Raw genomic sequence first — 21,757 nt, forward strand, 5'->3', positions numbered from 1 at the left:
CTTGAACGTAAGCACATGACTCACGCCTGCATTGTCCGCTGAGTCGTGCGACTTTCGAGCAGTCCGCTGAGGCGTAAGACTTTCGAGCAATGCGATACTTGGTGGTCTAGCGGTTAGGGTTTAACTTGCTTAACCAACTGTTGTTGCTCATGCGCGCGACTGCCTTATTTGGGCTTGAAGGCTGAATTGATTGTTGTAAGCGGCGTAAGTGCTCTGCAAAACGGTTTGTTGAATCTTTAGAGTAAATCATTCTTCTATCTCCTACTCAAAAACAGCAATCTGGTGTCTGCATTATCAGACAAATAAGCGCTTAACATGGACTTTATACTTTGCTTAAATAGGGCGAAAAAAAGCTCGCTGAGCAGCAAAGACTCGGTGGTCGGGCTGAACCCTAACCAAATGCTTAGTCGTTAGCCGCGTCTTGGACTGCTTCACCAGCACTCTCTATGTCTTCTCCTGCACCGTCAATCGTGGCACACGAGGTTAGTCCAACGACTAGAATACCAACTAATACAACAGAGTTTAAAAATGCTTTTAACGAATTTGCTATCTGGGTTTTCATCATTGTCTTCCTTATGGTTAAGTGATTTCACACTTTGCTTACATATTACTAAGCGATTCTTGTGCCAACTTCTTAAAAATAAAAGGCTTTAAGAATCAATAACTTAAAAATCCGTCTAGCATGGCTAATGTAAAGTGCGTAATTGCTACCCAACTAAGAGATAAAATTTACCTATTTATAACAACTCCTAAAGCACAGAAAGGTGAAATACAGCGTTTGCCACAGTGAGACTCCCCGAGCAACACCTGTTCATTAAGAGCTTACAAAAAAGCCGACCAGTATAAATGGTCGGCTTCGATTAAGTGGTGCAAGCCTCAACTGAATAGGTAAGCGCTGTGCTCGTTACGCGCTTTTCTAAGCGCTTTTATTTAGGCTTCGCAGTACATATTGAAGAATGCCACCGTCATTGAAGTAACTGAACTCATTGGGGGTATCAATGCGGATCTGCGCGTCGAAAGTGAATTCTCCTTGTTCGCCTTTTACCGATACCACTACTTCTTTTTGATCTCCATCTATGGCGTCAATCGAGTACTGCTCCGTGCCGTCTAACTTCAAACTGGCGGCACTGTCGCCTGATTTAAATTGTAGGGGTAGAATACCCATACCTATCAGATTAGAGCGATGAATTCGTTCGTAGCTCTCGGCAATTACCGCTTTGACACCGAGCAACAGTGGACCTTTTGCAGCCCAGTCGCGAGAACTCCCTGTGCCGTACTCTTTGCCCGCAATTACCACCGTTGGCGTGCCTTGTTCTTGATACTTCATTGCTGCATCAAACACAGACATCTGTTCAGCTGATGGTTGAAAGCGCGTCCAGCCGCCTTCTGTACCGGGGGCGAGTTGATTTTTCAATCTGACATTGGCGAATGTTCCACGCATCATAACTTCGTGATTCCCTCGGCGTGAGCCAAAAGAGTTGAACTCGTGCTCCTCAACACCGTGCGCTTGCAGGTATTGCGCAGCAGGGCCATCAGGGGCAATGCTACCGGCTGGAGAAATATGATCCGTGGTGACCGTGTCGCCGAGTTTCAACAAGCAGCGAGCATCTTTGATAGCACTGATCGCTTCGGGGTGTTGCTGAATGCCATCAAAAAAGGTGGGTTTTTTAACGTAAGTCGATTCAGGCCAATTATATTGCTCGCTATCGACGACGTCTAAATTATTCCATGTCTCGTCACCCTCAAAAATATGGCTATAACGTTCTGAGAACATGTTGCTATTGACCACATCAGTCACAAGCGCTTGAATCTCTTCATTGCTTGGCCAAATATCACGCAAGTAAACGGGCTTACCGTTTTTACTGGTGCCAAGGGGCTCCTTGAGCAAATCAATCTGCATATTTCCAGCTAGCGCATATGCGATAACTAATGGAGGAGAGGCAAGATAATTAGCTTTTACGTCAGAGTGAATACGACCTTCAAAATTACGATTGCCTGATAGCACGGAAGTTACATTTAGCTTTTCTTTACGAATAGCAGCGCTGATAGGCTCGGGCAGTGGACCCGAGTTGCCTATGCAGGTAGTACAGCCGTATCCGACTAGATGAAAGCCTAAATTTTCGAGTTCGTGGGTTAGGTTAGCCTTATTAAGGTATTCGGTGACGACTTGAGAGCCAGGCGCAAAGCTGGTTTTCACCCATGGTTTTACGGTTAGACCCATTTCACTGGCTTTTTTGGCCAGTAAGCCGGCAGCAATCAGCACAGAAGGGTTGGAGGTATTGGTACAACTGGTGATGGCCGCTATCACCACTGCGCCGTCGTTAAGGCTGAAACGCTGACCATTGTATTCGACCTCCGAGGAGTCCTCACTTTTCTCTGCTTGATGGCCACCTTCTGATTCGAAACGCCCTTTCTCGGGATCTTCGGTGGTGATAATCAGTTTTTCCTGCTCAGATAACCACGTACTGAACTTGTCTGCAGCTTCACTTAACGGGATCCTGTCCTGGGGGCGTTTAGGTCCCGCAATCGAGGTTACTACATCACTAAGGTCAATGTGTAGATTCGCATGATAGATTGCACTTTGCTGAGCTTCGCTGCCCCACATGCCCTGTGCTTGGGCATACGCTTTGATCACATTGATATTGCGCTCTTCGCGGCCAGTCAAACGCAGGTAGGTTTCGGTTTGTTCGTCTAACGGGAAGATACCACACGTTGCACCATATTCTGGTGCCATGTTCGCTATGGTAGCTCTGTCGGCTATAGTGAGGTGTTTTACCCCTTCGCCGTAAAATTCGACAAATTTACCGACGACGCCAAATTCGCGTAGCTTTTGAGTAATGGTCAATACTAAATCTGTCGCCGTGGTACCTGGCGGCAAACTGCCGGTAATTTCCATGCCGACTACCTCAGGTATTAGCATGGTGACTGGCTGACCTAACATGGCGGCTTCAGCTTCAATGCCGCCTACACCCCAGCCCAAAATGCCTAAGCCGTTGATCATGGTCGTATGGGAATCTGTGCCTACTAGGGTATCCGGATAGAGCAATGGCTGCTTGTGCTGCTCTTCAATAAAGGTGACACGTGCCAGATATTCTAAGTTCACCTGATGCACAATGCCTTTACCTGGCGGAACCACTTTAAAATTGTCAAACGCCTGCTGACCCCATCGTAAGAACTGATAGCGCTCCTTATTACGCTGTACTTCCATAGCGGTATTCTTGTCGAAGGCATCGTCTTGGGCGAAATAATCCACCATAACGGAGTGGTCAATAACCAATTCCACGGGTTTTAACGGATTAATTTTTTGCGGGTCGCCTCCTAAATCAACCATGGCATCGCGCATGGCGGCTAGGTCAACTACCGCTGGTACGCCGGTAAAATCTTGTAGCACCACTCGAGAAGGGACGAAAGCAATCTCAGTCGTTGACTGGTCATTAATATCCCAGGTGGCGAGTTTGTTAATATCTTCTTCTTGAACAAAGTTTTCAGCGCTGTGGCGCAAAAGGTTTTCTAACAATATTTTAGCGGCGAAAGGCAGTCGCTCAATGTCGTGGGTATCTGCAAGGGCATCGAGGGCATAATATGAGAATTTTTCACCCTCAAGGGTCAAGGTTTTTAGATAAGGGGAAGCTTGTTGCATGATAATCTCCGGCTGAGGGATGTTTGGTGATAGGTTTATATCTTCGAGAGTTTTATATCGTCGAGAGTCAGCCGCCATGCACAGGCATGTGCGCGCGGCTGTTAGTTGGTGAATTACGCGCTGGGCAAGCCCTGCAAGGCGCGTTTCACTTTGAGTTTGTAATCGGCGTCATTTAACATGTCGTGATCGCACTCTGGGCAATGTTCAACATCCTTAGCTGATAAGGTGCAATGCACGCGTTGCTCGAGCCAATTGATATCATCAATGTGCTTCGGTGCCAGTAATAGCTTCTCTCCACCGGGTAGCCAATTGTGGGTATCTATAATCAACATAGGCACTTCCCAGTTGTCGGTGTCTAAAATCAGGTCATGAATATGGCCTACCGTTTCACCACCTGCGATGACATCATAGCCTTGCAATTCCTCAATTGAGCGTAAGTGATTCGCTTTGCTCTTGTCATGCTCTTCTAAATTGCTGTTGGCTTGTTCAAGTGCTTGTTGGTTTACTAAGGCCGTCGGGTGAGCATATTCGCCCCATGCGCCAGGGCCAGTCCAGTAGTAGCCGTAACCCAGATAAGAAAACAGTATTTCTTCGTACTCTCTGGAGACAGTTTTTTCTTCATCAATCGATGGACTGTCTTTCACTTGCTGTTTGCTCAAAGCAACGTGGATCTTTTCATCATCTGTGTCTATTTCTCGTAACGAAATAGGGGAAATCAGCACCTTTTCCCCTAGGGGTAACCATTTGTGGGTATCGACGTACATATATCGAATTGTCCATGCACGATCGTCAAACAAGAAATCTTTGATGATGCCAATGTCACCGTCTGTGGCTGCAATAGTGAATCGTTGAATGTCTCGTAAGCCTGCTAACATGATGTTCTCCCTACTCGTAGATGTGATAGGCAAGATAGAAAGTGTCGGCTGCGGGTGTGCACAGATGGCACACACATTTAGCCTGGTACAACAATCATCTTGGCTATTCTAAAATTAGCTGTTGCAATAGGATTACGCAAAGAGCACGCCAGCTCATTTTTATGCCCTGAGTAACGGCGGTTGCTGTATTTGAAGCGGTTAGAAGCAAAGGTGTAGCAATGCAAAGCCATTGATAAACAGTAACTATTACGCTTAGGCTGTAAGATTTACAAGCTAAATTGCAAAGCGTGTAAGGCACTCGCGTAAAGGTGCTGGGTGCAAGGTAATTTCTAGGGAATTGCCACAAATAAAGCACGCGCCAAATGGGGCAAAGTAGCACGCGCTTTTTAAGTGTTTAGGCTCTTCTAATGTGCGATATTGTTAGCACGATAAATTCGGGGGACGAGCAGCGAGATAAGCCAATCGCCCTCGAGTGAACCAAAACTGTAGCAGGGGCTGGTCGAGGGCGATATTTCAGGTGTACTTAGATGAGCCAACCGCCATTTTTATGAATGGCTAAGCCAGTACCGAAAAACGTTACACAGGGCCTTTTTCAAAAGCAGGAAGGGTCGCAATATCAGTCAGCCATTTTTGCGCAGAGTTTGCCCAAATTTGACGCTTTGGTATTAATTCATTACGTTGGTCGATAGCGCCTACGCGCAAATTGTATACCTTGGGCTCATCGCCCACAGCTGATGCATAAATTCCTGTACCACAGTGCTCACAAAACCCTTGGGCTCGCGGGTTACCGCTTTGCGCTATCTTCACGTACTCTTTCGGCTTACCGCTAGAAAACGTTAGCCCATCTACTTCGCTGACAACCACAGTGCGAAATGCGGTCGCTGATAACAGCTGACAGTCTGTGCAATGACAAATCATGGTTTTTTCAGGATCGATAACGGCGTCAAATACAAGTTCGCCACAATGGCAACGGCCGGTTACTTTCATTTTATTTCCTCAGGGTGAATATGTGCATCACGTCAGCCTACAACGGCCCGTGCTACGCAGTCATATTAGGGCGTTTTTACAATACCTAGTTGGGCTAAGTAACTAGGTAAAGCCCATTACTAAAACTCTTATATTTAAGCTACAAATTTCCAAAAAAGATAATACATACTGAAGAGTGTTAGCACGCTTAAGCAGCATAAAGTGTAGATGCGAAATATACCTTGGGGCTTATATTGGGCGTCAACATCTGCACCCATCATGACCTTATAATTTAGCCAAGCATAGATAGGCGCACTGACAAAAGACACTGTCGTCACAAAATCCAAGAGGGCTTTAATATCAGCGCTAAAGTCAGAAATTATCCACCAACTGCCTAAGGCGAGTACGCAGAGTGCGGCGATATAAACCACATTTCCTTTTCGAGCGTGCGGCGTATCACTAGCGCTATCAAGGGGTAAGGGGGCATCATGTGAGTGGTTGAGCTGATAGGCACGCTTCCATACTTGTGGAAAACCATCGGCAACCGCAAAGGTAGATGAAAATAGCGCCACAAAGGTAACAATGGCCATGAGCAACCAGCTCCAGTCCCCCAAGGCATTGCTGTAAATCCCGACAAGTTGCCCAGCAAATGCTGCTGCTGAGTTGGCAAAACCTTCGCCTTGGCCAAACATGAGCAAAGCGCCCAACCATAAAAAGATGATGGCTAACAATAAACTCGCCGCATAACCGATGTTGAAGTCTAAGGTCGCATTTTTCGCGTTTTGAACACCAGGTTTGGCCCCGCGAGATAATATCCATAACGAATGCCAAACCGATACTTCAACGGCGGTGGGCATCCAGCCTATCAATGCCACGATAAAGGCGATACTTGCCATAGAGCCAACTTCGATAGTTGGGACCCCTTCGGCCGGGCTGAATCCCAAACGCCCGATTGCTGCAAACCAAGCGATAATGCTGCAAATGACCAATACCAGCATCATCCACTTCAATAGCGTGTTGAGAAGCTTGTAATGGCCTATCAAGAGCACCGCGCATACCACACCCAATATCAAGGCTGCCCATTGGGAAAGGGTAAGCACATCACCAAATAGATTCATGGCTAATGCGGCTGTGACTATGGTGACCCCTGATTGAACAAAAAACATGGTGATAAAGGTTAAACAGAGAAACAGGTAAAATGCCCATTTGCCCACTGAGCGATAGCCATCGAGTAAGCTCTTGCCTGTTAACCCAGCGTACCTAGGGCCAAATAGAAAAAAGGGGTACTTCACCACGTGAGCCAGTAAAATAAAGCCCAATAAGGCAAAACCGAAATCTGCTCCTGCTCGGGTTGACTGCACTATATGTGATACACCAATACTGGTGGCGGCCCAAACGATACCTGGGCCTAATATGGCCATTGTTTTCACTAATTTCATGCTCGTTTTTCTCACGTTATCATTATGGTTTCGAGGTATTCACTATCTTGCTTTTTGCCACTGCTCTGAGCTGCGGGCTATTGCACGTTTGAGTGACCCAAATACAAGAGCAACATTTTTGTTAGTTCATCGCATAAGGCGACAGAATCTAACTCGCATGCAATCGATGGGGTAATGTCGGGGTACAGCACTTTATCGAGCAGAGCAGTGATCATGGTGAAGATCACCATATTCGTTACCGATGATCTATCAGCAGCATCAATGTCATCACTGAACCTGAGTAATATCTGACTCATACGCTTATACATAACTTGTCTGTCGATTAAAGCTTCACCTGCCACAATGTGGGTATGCAAGCGTGAATTAAGGTGAATGGTGCGAAACAAGCTACGATTGGCGATGAAAAAATCATGGGTCTTGCGAGTTATCTCTTTCACTGCTTCAGCTAACGTCTCAAACGGCATCTGCTCTAATTGTTCAATCCACTGGGTAAGCTCGCGGCCAAAATCTTGGTATAGCAGCGGTAGTAGGGCTTCTTTGTTTTTAAAGCGCCGATAGAAGGTACCAACCGAAACGCCAGCGTGATCGCACAATTCTTTGATGCTGATGTGCTCAAAAAATTTACTTTGCAGGCAGTGGTGCACAGCAGCCATAAGTTTTCGCTGAGTGTCTTGACTGCGTATTTGTTTGGCTGGGATAACACTTGGGGTTGGCATAATTAACTTTTACCTTAAATCACATATACATCACAGGCTTGCGACTGAAAGAGCGCCAGAATCATGCCGTTTTTGACCGAAAACAGCAATACAAGATATGTGGCTTGTTGCCGATTTTAAGGAACGGGGCCATGTTCATGAGGTTGCGATCTCTGTGTCTACTGATTTGTTTTTATAATGTGTTAAAAATGTATCTATTTTGTAATGCCATGATTTTAATAATGAATATTTACAATTTAAGACTGACATCGCTTTGTAGCCTTGAATGGCTTTTGCTAGTATCCGCGCATCAAAATTGAGCACAAATTGATCTTGCTCAATACCCAGTATTTAACGTGTGATAAACGCCGGATTTTACATTGAACCGAATTACTTACCATACAGATAACTTCATTCAGCGCAGCAAGGCGTTGGTGAACCTATCGAGCTCGTCGTTTTTTGCGAAAGTGTGCTTGGTGTCTGGGGTAATGGCTTTTTTAAGCGGTTTCAGTGTATTGCTTGGCGGCATCTACGAAGGTGCTGAGTTGGTGGGCTTCGCCCTCGACTTTTCTTCTTTCGATGTGCTTAGCAGTGCATTTTTTCTTTGGTTATTGGCGCTAAGCGGTTATTTCGCGAAACATGCTTTATGGCTTTTGAATCTTGTACCTGATTATGTACTTCGTCATTTGGCGGCTAAATCTAAGCCGTTGTTTACTGTTCCCGCTGTTATCAGCCCTGTGCCCAGCGCACATGGCTCTCGTGCTCCCCCCCTATTTTTGTAGCGGTTCAAGTCATTAAATAAGTCACTGTTGTTAGTGTGCTAGCGATAGCACCAAGTCACATGCACAGGTTCAGCTAGCGCTAAGCAGTCTGACCACTTATCTACCTTGAGCCCGCTCACCCAATAAATCCGGTTTGTCCGGTGTTTAATGCTGCCAGAATCACTTGGGCAGTGCTTTGAAAACTATGGGTAGGGGAAATCCTTTGTTGATCCGTAAGTTAGGTTATTCAGCGTTGACGGCAAGCATATTATTGCTGTCGGGCTGTGAAGGTGGTGTGCTTGATCCTAAAGGTCAGGTGGGCATCGATGAAAAGTATTTGATCGTTGTAGCAACGGTACTGATGCTGCTGGTGGTTATTCCTGTTATTGGCATGACCTTGTATTTCGCTTGGCGTTATCGTGAAGGTCGCGAGCATGAAATTTATGACCCAAAGTGGGCACACTCAACCAAAATTGAAGTGGTTGTGTGGTTAATCCCCATTGTGATTATTGCGATATTGGGCACCTTGACCTGGTACTCCACTCAAGAGCTCGACCCTTACAAGCCGTTAGAACACGAGCATAAACCCATCACTATTCAAGTGGTGTCTTTGAACTGGAAATGGCTATTCATCTATCCAGAGCAAGGTATCGCAACGGTTAACGAAGTGGTGTTTCCCAAAGATGTGCCCGTGGAATTTAAGATCACATCTGACACCACCATGAACTCGTTCTTTATTCCTCAGCTTGGTAGCCAGATTTATTCTATGGCAGGTATGACGACACGTCTTAACCTGATCGCCAACGAAGCGGGCGAGTTTGACGGCATTTCAGCCAACTACAGTGGTGCCGGGTTCACCGGAATGAAATTTAAAGCCATCGCTAAAAACAGCGAACAGGACTTTGAGCAATGGGTCAGCGCGGTTAAACACAGCCCTGCAAAACTGAGTGATGAGAGTTATGCCCAGTTAGCAAAGCCAAGTGAAAATAATCCCGTTAATTATTACGGCTCGGTGGACAGTCAACTGTTCCAACATATTGTGATGCAGTTTATGGGCAACATGCATTCCCATGATATGCATGAAGACCATCAAGAGCATTCTGCTCAAATGCACATGCAGGCGGAGGAGTAACTATGTCGCTATTAGGAAATTTATCCCTGGAGGCCATTCCGTACCACGAACCTATTATCATGGTAACGCTGGCAGTCATTGGTGTCATTGGCTTGGCCATTGTTGGTCTTATTACTAAATATCAAAAGTGGGGCGTGCTTTGGCACAACTGGTTGACGTCAGTTGATCATAAACGCTTAGGTATCATGTACATTATTCTTGCATTGGTCATGCTGATCCGTGGCTTCTCTGACGCGATAATGATGCGCACCCAACTCGCTATGGCGACTAACGGCGCTGAGGGATATTTGCCCCCAGAGCACTATGACCAAATATTTACCGCCCACGGCATTATCATGATCATCTTCATGGCTATGCCTTTTATGATTGGTTTAATGAACATTGTACTGCCGCTGCAAATTGGCGCGCGAGACGTGGCATTCCCTTTCATGAACAACTTGAGTTTCTGGTTAGCCGCTGCAGGTGCTGTGTTGATCAATATCTCTTTGGGTTTAGGTGAGTTCGCCAAAACAGGTTGGTTGGCCTATCCGCCATTATCGGAGATGTCCTTTAGCCCTGGGGTGGGGGTCGATTATTATATCTGGGCCTTGCAGATATCCGGGATCGGAACATTGCTTACCGGCGTCAACTTTTTAGCCACCGTGTTTAAAATGCGCGCCCCTGGCATGAAGTTGATGCAAATGCCCATTTTTACTTGGGCCTGTACTTGGGCGAATATATTAATTGTGGCCTCGTTCCCGATTTTAACCGCGGTACTCGGTTTACTGACACTTGACCGTTATTTAGATTTTCACTTCTTCACCAATGATGGCGGCGGTAACGCCATGATGTACATCAACCTGTTCTGGGCGTGGGGTCACCCTGAAGTGTATATATTGGTGCTGCCTGCATTTGGTATTTTCTCTGAGGTTATTTCAACCTTTACCGGTAAGCGCTTATTTGGTTACACCTCTATGGTGTGGGCGAGTGGCGCGATTTCGATTTTAGGCTTCGTGGTGTGGCTGCATCACTTCTTTACCATGGGTTCAAGTGCTGACGTAAATGCCTTCTTTGGGGTAATGACCATGATCATTGCCATACCCACGGGGGTGAAGTTATTCAACTGGTTGTTCACTATGTACCGTGGTCGCTTACGCATAACAGTGCCGGTTTTATGGACCTTAGGCTTTATGGTTACTTTCAGTATCGGTGGTATGACAGGGGTGTTACTTGCTGTGCCTGGTGCTGATTACGTATTACATAACAGCTTATTTTTAGTGGCTCATTTTCATAACACCATCATAGGTGGTGCGGTGTTTGGTTACATGGCGGGCTTTGCCTTTTGGTTCCCAAAAGCCACAGGTTTTCATTTGAACGAGCGTTTAGGTAAATACTCTTTCTGGTGCTGGCAAATTGGTTTCTACGTGGCGTTTATGCCGCTTTACGTGCTTGGCTTCCTAGGTATGACCCGTCGTTTAAATCATACCAACAACCCAGATTGGAACATTTGGTTGTATATCGCGGCGTTAGGCGCAGTGATTATCTTTGTAGGTATCATTCTGCAATTTGTGCAGCTTTACGTGAGTATTCGCGATCGTGAACAAAACCCAGATGTAGATGGCGATCCATGGAATGGTCACACACTCGAATGGTCAACAGCGTCACCACCTCAGTTCTATAACTTTGCCGTTCTACCTAAGGTACATGACATAGACGCGTTCACAGACATGAAAGAAAAAGGTATTGAGTACCAGGCACCCGATGAATATATGCCAATTCACATGCCACGTAATACCGCTGCGGGTATGCAAATCGCGGGGGCGGCTGGCATCGTTGGTTTCGCCTTGATCTGGCATATTTGGTGGTTAGCCATCGTTGGCTCACTGGGTATGGTAGTCGCGTTAATTGCACGCTGTTATGCCAAAGACGTGGACTATTATGTTGAGCCGCAAGAAGTGGCTGAAATTGAACGAGCACACTTAGCCAGTGTGGCCACAGTGAAGGAGGAAGCGTTATGAGCGCCGTACCAGACACCCTAAAATTCGCCTCTGATCACGGCTTGCATGCAGATGATCATGGGGGCGGGCATGACGAACACCATGACACCGGCGGCAATACGCTGTTCGGGTTTTGGTTGTACTTAATGACCGATTGCATTTTATTTGCTTCTGTTTTTGCTACCTACGCCGTGTTGTACATGAACACCGACGGTGGCGTATCAGGTAAAGACATATTCGACCTTAACTTTGTGTTGGTTGAAACCGCCGCGTTATTGGTGAGCAGTATTACCTATGGCTTTGCACTCTTGTGCGCTCACAAGCAACAACGTGCAGGTACGTTACTGTGGTTATTGGTCACTATGGCCCTTGGTTGTGTGTTTATTGCCATGGAAGTATATGAGTTTCATCATCTCATCGTTGAAGGAAATGGCCCTGATCGCAGTGCGTTTTTAAGTTCATTCTTTGCGCTAGTCGGCATGCATGGTTTGCATGTAACCGCTGGGCTAGTGTGGATGCTGGTCATGGTGCTTGAGGTACTCAAGCGCGGTTTAGGTGCGCAAACCGTTACGCGCCTTGGATGCCTAAGCTTATTTTGGCATTTCTTGGATATCGTATGGGTCTGTGTATTCACAGTCGTATATTTATTAGGAGCAATGTGATGAGTCATTCTGCTGAAGCGACTGCCCATGGCAGCGTAAAGTCCTATCTAATTGGGTTTGTTTTATCAGTCATTCTCACGGCTATTCCGTTTTGGATGGTGATGAGTGGACACTTTGGTAAATCAGTTCTGTTTTACAGTGTGGTGTCCTTTGCGTTGGTGCAAATTGTGGTGCACTTGAAGTACTTTTTGCACTTGAATTTTTCAGTCAAAGGGCGTTTGGACACATTTGCGTTTCTGTTTACCGCACTGATTATTGTGATGGTGGTTGGGTTGTCCATTTGGATTATCTATAGCGCTAACGCGATGATGATGTAATAAGGAGGTCACCATGAAAGTAAAACGTTATATCAACATCACTAAGCCCGGCATCATCATGGGTAATTTAATCTCTGTAGCCGGTGGTTTTTTGCTTGCCTCGCGAGGGGAGGTTGACGGTTTATTGATGCTCATGACGGTGTTAGGTTTGTCGCTCGTGGTGGCCTCGGGTTGTGTGCTCAATAATTGTATTGATACGGACATTGACGCCAAAATGCAGCGCACCCGCAATCGCGCTACTGTCACAGGAGATGTGTCCATTGCCCACGCGCTGCAATTTGGTCTGGCCTTGGCGGTGCTCGGTTTTGGTTTGCTTATTCGTTATACCAATAGTATTGCGGTGGGTTTCGCTGTACTGGGTTACGCAGTATATGTGGGCGTGTATAGCTTATATATGAAACGCAAATCAGTGTATGGCACGTTAGTGGGCAGTTTGTCAGGCGCGGTGCCACCTGTGGTCGGTTACTGCGCCGCAAGTGGCCAATTTGATGCGGGTGCCGCTATCCTATTATTGATGTTTAGTTTGTGGCAAATGCCGCATTCTTACGCCATCGCCATCTTTCGTTTTGACGATTACGCCAAAGCCAATATACCGGTATTGCCAGTAGCAAAGGGGATCGCAAAAACCAAATTGCATATTGTATTGTATATCGCTGTATTTGCGATTGTCAGCGCGCTTCTGCCGCTAAGCGGTTACACCGGGCTGACGTTTATGGCGGTGGCTTGTGTGACTAGCTTGTGGTGGCTGTTTATGGCATTGCGTGGCTATCGCAAAAACATCGAGTTAGTGGTTTGGGCAAGGCAAGTATTTGGCTTTTCTATCTTAACCATCACTGCTCTTAGCATCGGCATGGCCTTTGATTTTCAGGCCTTGCCACCGAGTTTGCTAGTGATGCTTAGCTGAACATCAAGGCTATCACGTTAACGTATTCAAACGCGTTAACTCAATGGCCTTTATTTTTAGCCGAGTGAATCGCAGCCCAACGAATATCGGCTTAGCAACTATCAGCTTGAGCTTGTGAACAAGCCCTTTTAACGCCTCTGCTACGATCCGTTAGCAGGGCTTACTTGAGCCAAAAGGTTTAACAGTGCGTTTAATGAAATCGGCTTAACCATATGATGGTCAAAACCTGCTTCTTTCGATTTACGTCTATCTTCATCCTGCCCCCAACCCGTTAGGGCAATGATCGTTATATTTTTGCCCCATGTCTCTTTACGAATTGCGCTGCACACTTGGTAACCATCAAGAATAGGCAGGCCTATGTCGAGTAGAATGACGTCCGGTTTGTGTTGCGCTGCAGCGATAACTGCTTGCTCACCATCATAAACCACATGTGTGGTGTGCTGATGTACGTTAAGCAACATCTGCATGCTGTCTGCACTGTCTTGGTTATCATCCACTATCAGCACATTTAACGCTTCTGTTTGCACCGCGCGATTCACGCCGACAGTTTTTGGCTTGCCACTTGGTTTAGCAGGTGTGCTCGGTAGGGTGACAATAAACTCTGCACCATGGCCTAAGCCCTCGCTTTTACATTCGACGTGCCCGCCGTGCATTTCAACTAAGCGTTTGACCAATGACAGACCGATGCCTAAACCACCCTCAGCTTGCTCAAGCTGATTGCTTACTTGGGTAAACAATTCAAATACTTGTGAGCGCATATGCTCAGCAATACCCAAGCCACTGTCTTTCACGCTAATGCTGACGTGTTGCTCATCGTCTAAGTTGACTGTGACCCAAATAAACCCGTTTTTAGGGGTATATTTGCACGCATTGTTGAGCAGGTTACCAAGTATTTGCGCTAAACGTGCAGGGTCAGCAAATAAAGAAATGGCTTCATGTGGCATATTAACCTGTACCGAGTGGCCCAAGCGTTTGGCGTAGGGGCTCACGGCTTCTACTGCTTGCTCAACGATGTCTTTAAGATCAATACGTTGGCGTTTCAAAGACAGTTTATCTTTTGATATACGGCTAATATCCAGTAAATCGTCAATTAGGCGTACCATTTGCGCAACTTGGCGATCCATGGTTGCCACTGCGGTCTGCATCATGGCGGGATCGGTCTTGACATTGCGTATCAATTCCATCGAGTTTCTTAGGGGCGCTAAGGGGTTTCGAAGTTCATGGGCTAATGTGGCAAGAAATTCATCTTTGCGCTTGTCAGCCACTGATAGCTTGTCTGTTAATTTGGTGAGTTTTTCAGCCATTTTACGCTGTTCAGTGATATCGGTATTGGTACCAAAAAAGCGGATTAGCTGGCCATCTTGGGCATAGATCGCATTCATTCGGGATAGGAACCAGCGATATTTACCGTTTGCACCCCGCAGCGGAAAGGTGTCTTCCCAGTCGATACCTTTGGCTAAACAGTCGGAAAATTTATTGAATACCGCCTCTTGGTGATCAGGGTGATGGTACGCCTTCCAACCGCCGTTTAAGTTTTGCTCCATGGTGGTACCGGTATAAGACAACCAGCGCTGATTGAACCATTCTATTTCGCCTTGGGCATTGGCCATCCATGCTAGCTGGGGCACATTGTCGACGACCGCGCGAAAACGTTCTTCACTTGACCTGACAGATTGTTCATTTTGCCTACGCTTAATAACGAGCTCAGCGGTACGCATGATGATATCAAGGCTGTCGTAGTCCATTTGTGCAGGGGCTTGAGGTGCACTGTAATACATAGCGAATACGCCCAGCACGTCTTTGCCTGAAATTATCGGCAACGACCAGCACGCCCGTAAATTGTGGCCCAGTGCTAAGTCTCGGTGCTCTACCCACAGTGGATCAGACGCAATATCCGCTACAAACACAGCTTGCTTGGTAGCCGCAGACGTACCACAAGCGCCACTTTGTTGGTTTATTTTCAGGCCATCGATGTGTTGCACATAGTCTTTTGGAAGACTGGGCCCGGCAGCAAAGTGCAAACATTGGGCGTGTTCATCAACCAGCATAATGCTGCCAATCATGCCATTTTTAGAATGCTCCTCTAAAGACAATATGAGGGTTTCCAGCACATTATTAAGTGGTGCCTCTTGGGCCATTTGTTCCAAGGCGTTGGTTTGCGCAATCTGCAACGCTTCGGTTCGTTTGCGCTCACTTATGTTTGCCACAATACCTAGCATGCGCGTCGGTTTACCGTCCGTGTCGCCGTATAAACTGCCGTATGACGCTAACCAGTGAATGCTTTTGTCTGGCCAGATAACGCGAAATTCAGCGCGAAAGTCGCTGCCGTCTCTCAACGACTTTTCGAATTTATATTTCACTTCATCTCTGTCTTGGGGGTGAATATGGGCGTAAAAGCCTTCAATTCCCCATTGAGCATCAGGTATTTGGGCTTCGTAACCAAAGCATTTGTCGTGATGCAAAGAGCGTCGGGTTAGGCCTGTGACTAAATCCACCTCCCAGTCACCCACTTGAGCGGCCTCAAGGGTGATGTCTAAGGTGGTTTTGCTGGCACGCAAAGTTTCAAGAATTCTTAAGTGCTCTGTGCGTACCCAAAAACGCCGAGCAAACTCGATCACTAATTCAATTTCGTCATCACGCCACTCATGTGAAGCGCTACGATAAACACTCAATACAAAATGGTTCTTCTTATCTAAGCTGATAGGCACACAAATAAATGCACCTATGCCTCTTTCCTGAAACTGACCGTCTGTGTATCTGGGGTCCGTGGCTACATTATTCACGATCAAGGTGAGGTTTTCTTTTTCGCACATGGCAATTTCAAAGGGCAGTTCCATCTTAGCTTTAGGCATTTCTGCTAGCGATGCGTGCTGCCATACATGCGTGATCCCAAGCCTTCCTGAAACGGGATGGGTTTCACAAAAAATGCAGGCACTTAAATCTAGGTGTGCAGCTAAGTTTTCGGTAATGATTGATTTGATTCTTTTTAGGCTGCCAGCACTGAGTAAGTCAGAACTGACTTGCGTCAACATGGCCGAATTACGCTCAGCACGTTTTCTGGTGGTGATGTCAATGCCTGAAGGGATAATCTGCACCACACTGCCATGTTCATCAAAAATGGGGTGCAGCATAAAATCTATATCGATGAGTACATCGTCAGCCAACCTTGCTGTGGTATCAAAACGAGAAGACACACCGTGCTTTGCTTTGTTTATCGCTTTGCGGATCGATTGCTGCACTTGGCTATCGTGTGACCACCAGAACGTTTGCTCGAACGGCAGACCGATGACTTCATCTTCCTGCAGTGACGCTGAAACAAGGGCGGTCTTGTTCGCTTCGCGCAAAATACCGTCGGGGGTCAATACGCCCATAAACACCGCAAAACGCTCTAATACATCAGTGACGACTTTGCCGTTGCTGTCAGTGGTCAATACTTTGCTGTCGTCGTCGAACGCTGACGCGGGTTGCTGAAGCCGTGTCAATTTAGTAAGCAGCTGTATCAAGGCGATACTGAGCAGTGAAAACCAGCTGATTTGCAATGAAAAAACAGATAATAGCGCATAGGGAATATGGTGGCGAAACAGGTAACTCACAACGCAAATTGCGCCGATGAAACAAAGGTAGGCCAGCGCCGAGTTTTTCCGATAAGCAGCCAGTAATACGGCAGGTAAAAATAACCACAACGCTTCACCTGGGCTAAATACACTGGCCAAAAAAGAGGCAAGAATGACGGCTAAAGCAAATGCGGTAAATGTACTTAGCCAGCCATTAAAGTTGAGTGTAGAAAAGCGTAAATGAGTGCTAAAAAACATCAGCAAAATCCGTTTGAAGAGAGGGGGGATCCCTGTCTTAATATTTGGCCGATTTTGCACTGTTTTTCCACTAATTCAAGCATTGTTGGTAAATAAAAACGCCGCTTAGGTTTCCCATCAGCGGCGTGTTGTTTTATTGCGGTAACGGTGCGCTTAAAACACCGGCAAAACCTGTTATTTACTGATTTTTTTGTATTTCAAGCGATGAGGCTCAACCACATCTTTACCTTGGGTTTCTTTGAGCCAAGTGGCGTACTCAGTGTAGTTGCCCGCGAAGAAGTTAATTTTGCCTTCGTCACGGTAATCCATGATGTGGGTGGCGATGCGATCCAAGAACCAGCGATCGTGCGAGATAACCATGGCACAGCCCGGGAACTCAAGCAGCGCGTTTTCAAGGGCGCGTAACGTTTCAACGTCCAAGTCGTTGGTTGGCTCATCCAGTAACAGCACGTTGCCGCCGGCTTTTAATAACTTGGCCAAGTGCACACGATTACGCTCACCACCTGATAAGTCTTTTACAAACTTCTGTTGGTCATTGCCTTTAAAGTTAAAACGGCTGCAATAGGCGCGGCTGTTTAGCTCGAAGTTGCCGATACGAATAATGTCAGAATCATCAGAAATTTCTTTGTAAACCGTGTTGTTGCCATCCATGTGATCGCGAAACTGATCAACACTGGCCAGCTTTACTGTTTTACCAACAATGACTTCCCCTGAATCGGCATTTTCTTCGCCGCTTAGCATGCGAAATAGGGTCGATTTACCCGCGCCGTTTGGCCCGACAATACCGACAATGGCACCTTTGGGCATGGCGAAGGTTAAATCATCAATAAGCAAACGATCACCGTAGCTTTTACGTAAATGGTTTACTTCAATGACTTGCTCGCCTAGGCGATCGCCCGGTGGGATAAACAATTCATTGGTTTCGTTACGTTTTTGGTAATCGCCGGTGTTGAGCTCTTCAAAGCGGGCCATACGCGCCTTGCTTTTAGACTGACGACCTTTGGCGTTTGAACGTACCCATTCCAATTCAGTTTTAATCGATTTTTGACGCGCACTTTCGGTTTTTTCTTCTTGTTGTAAACGCGCGTCCTTTTGCTCCAACCAAGAAGAATAATTGCCTTCCCAAGGAATACCTTGGCCACGGTCAAGCTCTAAAATCCAACCGGCGACGTTATCTAAGAAATAACGGTCGTGAGTAATAGCGACCACTGTGCCTTCATAGTCGTGTAAGAAGCGCTCTAACCAGGCTACTGATTCTGCATCCAAGTGGTTGGTAGGCTCATCCAGTAACAGCATGTCGGGCTTTTCAAGCAACAAGCGACATAGAGCAACGCGGCGGCGCTCACCACCGGATAATTTGCTCACATCTGCATCCCAAGGCGGCAAACGCAAGGCATCGGCGGCGCGCTCAAGGGCGTTTTCAAGGTTGTGACCGTCTTTACTTTGAATAATGGCTTCAAGCTCACCTTGCTCTTTAGCCAGTGCGTCAAAGTCGGCGTCTTCTTCTGCGTAGGCAGCGTACACTTCTTCAATGCGCTTGAGGGCATGGGCGACATCGGCGACGGCTTCTTCGATATTGCCGCGCACGTCTTTGCTTTCGTCTAGCTGTGGCTCTTGTGGTAAGTAACCAATTTTTAAGCCCGCTTGAGGAATGGCTTCCCCTTCGATGTCTTTATCGATTCCGGCCATGATCCGAAGCAGGGTAGATTTACCTGAGCCGTTCAAACCGAGAACGCCGATTTTGGCGCCGTGGAAGAAACTCAGTGAAATATCTTTAAGAATAAACTTGTTCGGGGGCACGATTTTGCCCACACGATTCATGCTATATACGTATTGCGCCATGATGAAAACAACTCCATAAAATTTTGCCTATTGTAAACACTGCACATGAGCGATGAAAGCGCTAGCTGAGACTATTTTTGTAATTGTTTACTTTGTGCTCGCAGCTAAACAGAGTTTGTTTTTTATCTGATTGATATTTAACTATATTTCTATCTTTTACTGATTGATTTAAACGCGCTGAATGAGCACACATTCCTTGACAAATTTCGGTGTGCATCCCTTGCATCACTCGCGTAGTATTTGCATCGTCTTAGGGATTAAAAAGAGAGTGCTATGTTAAAAAAATCATCTGTTTTACTTATGTGCGCTGGGTTATTTTGTCAGCCAGCATTGGCCAGCCGCCTGGTTGAAAATGCCTTGGTAGAGCAAACAAGCCAAGAGTTAGCGAGCGCCAAAGCGTTACTGTTAAAAACGGTCAATATTAACAGTGGCACCATGAATTTTGCTGGCGTGAAAGAAGTCGGTGACATCATGCGCAAAGAGTATGACGCCCTAGGCTTTGACACCCAGTGGGTCGATGGCAGTGAATTTAACCGGGCAGGGCATCTTGTTGCTACCTATGAATCTCCGACTCATCCAAGCGGCCAAAAGCTTTTGTTAATCGGCCATTTGGATACGGTGTTTGCTAAAGACGATGACTTCCAGCAAGCCAAAGAAATAGACGAGCAACATATTGCCGGGCCGGGCATTTCAGATATGAAAGGCGGCAATGTGATCATGCTGACCGCCATTAAAGCCCTAAAAGCCAAAGGCATGCTTGACCGCTTAAATATTAAAGTGGTGCTTACCGGTGATGAAGAGTCCAGCGGTCGCCCGTTGAGTCAATCTAAAAAAGCCTTAATCGATGCGGCTATTTGGGCTGACGTCGCCCTTGGTTTTGAAGATGCTGATGGCGATATTCGTACAGCGGTAACCGCTCGGCGCGGTGCATCTACATGGCAAGTGACCACATCTGGCAACGCTGCCCACTCGTCACAAATATTCACCGACAAAGTGGGTGATGGGGCGATATTTGAAATGGCGCGTATTTTACAAGAATTCCGTTTACAACTGGCCGATTTGCCTTTGCTTAGCTTTAACCCTGGTGTGATTGCAGGTGGTACGCGGGTAACAACGAGTAAGGGCGGCGATGAAGTGGTCGCCTTTGGCAAAACAAACGTTGTCGCCAAAGATGCCTCGGTAAAAGGCGGCCTGCGGGCGGCATCTCAAGAGCAGCTAGAACAAGCCAAAGCAATTATGAGCCAGGTGGTGGAGCAACACTTAGCGCAAACCGATGCCACTTTCACCTTTGATGAGGGCTACCCGCCCATGAAAGAAACCAAAGGCAATAAATCACTGCTGGCTCAGTACAGTCAAGTCAGCGTTGATTTAGGCTATGGTCCAGTAACAGCGGTTAACCCGCGAAATGCCGGGGCGGCAGATATCTCGTTTACCGCAGGGCACGTGAAAATGGCCATCGATGGGTTGGGCCTGATGGGCGAGGGCGGTCATACCAAAGATGAAGTGGCAGATATGCGTACCTTTAAACAGAATATCGAGAAAACCGCGGTGTTGATGTATCGCTTATCCAATCCTTAGTCGCAGATTATTTAGGAAGAAACATGAAAAAATTTAATTGGGCCATTATGGGCCCAGGCTCGATTGCAGATAGGTTTGCAGAAGCGTTGATGCCGTCACAAAAAGGCATTCTTTACGCTGTGGCCAGTCGCGATATTAATAAAGCACAGGCCTTTGCTGACAAATACAGCGCTGACGGCGCTTTTCATCAAGCTGACGGCGTTCCTAATAAGGCTGACGGCACTTTTCATCAAGCTGACGGCAGTCCTAATAAGGCTGACGGCGTCGTTCCGAAACCCTACGGCAGCTATCAACAGATGCTGGCTGATCCAGAGGTAGACGTGGTGTATATCGCTACACCGCAAAGCCTGCACTACGAGCAAGCGAAAATGTGCTTAGAAGCTGGCAAACATGTATTGATGGAAAAGCCGCTGACTATTAACGCGGCGCAAACCGAAGCGTTAATCGCGTTAGCACAAGAAAAGCAGTTATTACTGCAAGAAGGGCTGTGGAGCCGCTTTATGCCATGCTTCGAGCAAGTAAAATTATGGCTTGACGAGGGGCGCATAGGCGAGCTGCAATATATTTGCTCTGACATTGGTTTTTCTTTTGGTGACAGAGAAGGGCACAGATTACATAACCCTGCCTTGGGCGGTGGCGCATTACTCGATTTAGGCGTTTACAGCATTACTTTGAGCCAATGTTTGATGCAAGAGCACCCCAGTGAAATTAACGCCATGAGCCATTTTGGTAACCTGCAAGTAGATGAAAACACGATCGTGAATATGCGCTATCCGTCTGGGCGCTTCGCTCAGTTTACTTGCACGATCGCTGCACAGGCGAGTAATTCAATGACGTTAATGGGCAGTAAAGGCCGTATTGTATTGCCGTATATGTTTTGGAACGGCAATAAAGCGACTTTGCAGCAAGAAGACGTGCAAGACGAGGTGATTGAGTTCGCCCATCGGGTAAATGGTTTTGAGTATCAAATTGAAGAAGCCATGAACATGATTGAGAAAAATCAAGTATGCAGTGATTTTATGCCCCACGGCGATAGCCTAGCGGTTATGCAAACCATGGATGAAATTCGCCGCCAAATTGGCCTGAAATTCAGCCCTGACGCAGAGCGTATGTAGCACGACTGGTTCACCACCTAAGCCGTGGTGATCCTTCTTTACA

17 protein-coding genes are annotated in these 21,757 nt (G+C 46.7%); 8 read left to right on the top strand and 9 right to left on the bottom strand.

Annotated features, from left to right (window positions below; all coding sequences use genetic code 11):
• Nucleotides 1-106: 106 nt before the first annotated feature.
• The 7 genes from AC0L6N_RS04340 to AC0L6N_RS04370 form a co-directional block, all read right to left on the bottom strand.
• Nucleotides 107-250 (bottom strand): hypothetical protein, encoded by a 144-nt coding sequence (locus AC0L6N_RS04340; protein ID WP_473479189.1) that lies wholly within the window; start codon nucleotides 248-250, stop codon nucleotides 107-109.
• Nucleotides 251-403: 153 nt separating this feature from the next.
• Nucleotides 404-562, bottom strand: a complete 159-nt coding sequence (locus AC0L6N_RS04345) for an entericidin A/B family lipoprotein (RefSeq protein WP_006992141.1) — start codon at nucleotides 560-562, stop codon at nucleotides 404-406.
• A 354-nt stretch (nucleotides 563-916) separates the two neighbouring features.
• Complete coding sequence (acnA, locus tag AC0L6N_RS04350) at nucleotides 917-3,640, bottom strand: aconitate hydratase AcnA (protein ID WP_473479192.1); 2,724 nt, start codon at nucleotides 3,638-3,640, stop codon at nucleotides 917-919.
• A 113-nt stretch (nucleotides 3,641-3,753) separates the two neighbouring features.
• Complete coding sequence (locus AC0L6N_RS04355; RefSeq protein WP_473479195.1) at nucleotides 3,754-4,515, bottom strand: PRC-barrel domain-containing protein; 762 nt, start codon at nucleotides 4,513-4,515, stop codon at nucleotides 3,754-3,756.
• Between the two features lie 576 nt (nucleotides 4,516-5,091).
• Complete coding sequence (locus AC0L6N_RS04360; protein WP_473479197.1) at nucleotides 5,092-5,502, bottom strand: GFA family protein; 411 nt, start codon at nucleotides 5,500-5,502, stop codon at nucleotides 5,092-5,094.
• A 134-nt stretch (nucleotides 5,503-5,636) separates the two neighbouring features.
• On the bottom strand, nucleotides 5,637-6,920 hold the full coding sequence (locus AC0L6N_RS04365) for an NRAMP family divalent metal transporter (protein ID WP_473479200.1): 1,284 nt from the start codon (nucleotides 6,918-6,920) through the stop codon (nucleotides 5,637-5,639).
• A gap of 77 nt (nucleotides 6,921-6,997) precedes the next feature.
• Nucleotides 6,998-7,636: a TetR/AcrR family transcriptional regulator gene (locus AC0L6N_RS04370; protein WP_473479203.1), complete on the bottom strand. Its 639-nt coding sequence runs from the start codon at nucleotides 7,634-7,636 to the stop codon at nucleotides 6,998-7,000.
• 359 nt (nucleotides 7,637-7,995) lie between these two features.
• On the opposite strand from AC0L6N_RS04370, the gene AC0L6N_RS04375 reads away from it, so the two are divergent.
• The 6 genes from AC0L6N_RS04375 to cyoE all read left to right on the top strand — a co-directional run bounded on the left by AC0L6N_RS04375 (nucleotide 7,996) and on the right by cyoE (nucleotide 13,367).
• Nucleotides 7,996-8,397 carry a hypothetical protein gene (locus tag AC0L6N_RS04375; protein WP_473479206.1) on the top strand — a complete coding sequence of 134 codons (402 nt, stop codon included), beginning with the start codon at nucleotides 7,996-7,998 and terminating at the stop codon, nucleotides 8,395-8,397.
• A gap of 202 nt (nucleotides 8,398-8,599) precedes the next feature.
• Nucleotides 8,600-9,508, top strand: coding sequence for a ubiquinol oxidase subunit II (gene cyoA / locus AC0L6N_RS04380; RefSeq protein ID WP_473479209.1), 909 nt, complete (start codon nucleotides 8,600-8,602; stop codon nucleotides 9,506-9,508).
• Between the two features lie 2 nt (nucleotides 9,509-9,510).
• On the top strand, nucleotides 9,511-11,505 hold the full coding sequence (cyoB, locus tag AC0L6N_RS04385; protein WP_473479212.1) for a cytochrome o ubiquinol oxidase subunit I: 1,995 nt from the start codon (nucleotides 9,511-9,513) through the stop codon (nucleotides 11,503-11,505).
• On the top strand, nucleotides 11,502-12,146 hold the full coding sequence (cyoC, locus tag AC0L6N_RS04390; RefSeq protein ID WP_473479215.1) for a cytochrome o ubiquinol oxidase subunit III: 645 nt from the start codon (nucleotides 11,502-11,504) through the stop codon (nucleotides 12,144-12,146). Before cyoB ends, cyoC begins: the two co-directional genes overlap by 4 nt.
• The gene (cyoD, locus tag AC0L6N_RS04395; RefSeq protein ID WP_011574143.1) at nucleotides 12,146-12,463 is read left to right on the top strand and encodes a cytochrome o ubiquinol oxidase subunit IV; all 318 of its coding nucleotides are present in this window, start codon (nucleotides 12,146-12,148) and stop codon (nucleotides 12,461-12,463) included. The genes cyoC and cyoD overlap by 1 nt, the downstream gene beginning before the upstream one ends.
• A 13-nt stretch (nucleotides 12,464-12,476) precedes the next feature.
• Complete coding sequence (gene cyoE / locus AC0L6N_RS04400; protein ID WP_473479219.1) at nucleotides 12,477-13,367, top strand: heme o synthase; 891 nt, start codon at nucleotides 12,477-12,479, stop codon at nucleotides 13,365-13,367.
• Between the two features lie 140 nt (nucleotides 13,368-13,507).
• On the opposite strand, the gene AC0L6N_RS04405 is transcribed toward cyoE, so the two are convergent.
• Both AC0L6N_RS04405 and ettA read right to left on the bottom strand, forming a co-directional pair.
• Nucleotides 13,508-17,179 carry a PAS domain-containing protein gene (locus AC0L6N_RS04405; RefSeq protein WP_473479222.1) on the bottom strand — a complete coding sequence of 1,224 codons (3,672 nt, stop codon included), beginning with the start codon at nucleotides 17,177-17,179 and terminating at the stop codon, nucleotides 13,508-13,510.
• A gap of 174 nt (nucleotides 17,180-17,353) precedes the next feature.
• A complete protein-coding gene (gene ettA, locus AC0L6N_RS04410) occupies nucleotides 17,354-19,021 on the bottom strand; it encodes an energy-dependent translational throttle protein EttA (RefSeq protein WP_473479225.1) in 1,668 nt (555 codons plus the stop codon).
• A gap of 273 nt (nucleotides 19,022-19,294) precedes the next feature.
• Between ettA and AC0L6N_RS04415 the strand changes: the two genes are divergently transcribed.
• Both AC0L6N_RS04415 and AC0L6N_RS04420 read left to right on the top strand, forming a co-directional pair.
• Entirely contained in the window at nucleotides 19,295-20,599 is a 1,305-nt protein-coding gene (locus AC0L6N_RS04415) for a M20/M25/M40 family metallo-hydrolase (RefSeq protein WP_473479228.1), read from the top strand.
• A 23-nt stretch (nucleotides 20,600-20,622) separates the two neighbouring features.
• Nucleotides 20,623-21,714, top strand: a complete 1,092-nt coding sequence (locus AC0L6N_RS04420) for a Gfo/Idh/MocA family protein (protein WP_473479231.1) — start codon at nucleotides 20,623-20,625, stop codon at nucleotides 21,712-21,714.
• Nucleotides 21,715-21,757 lie beyond the last annotated feature (43 nt).

The organism is Paraglaciecola sp. G1-13 (assembly GCF_055809255.1).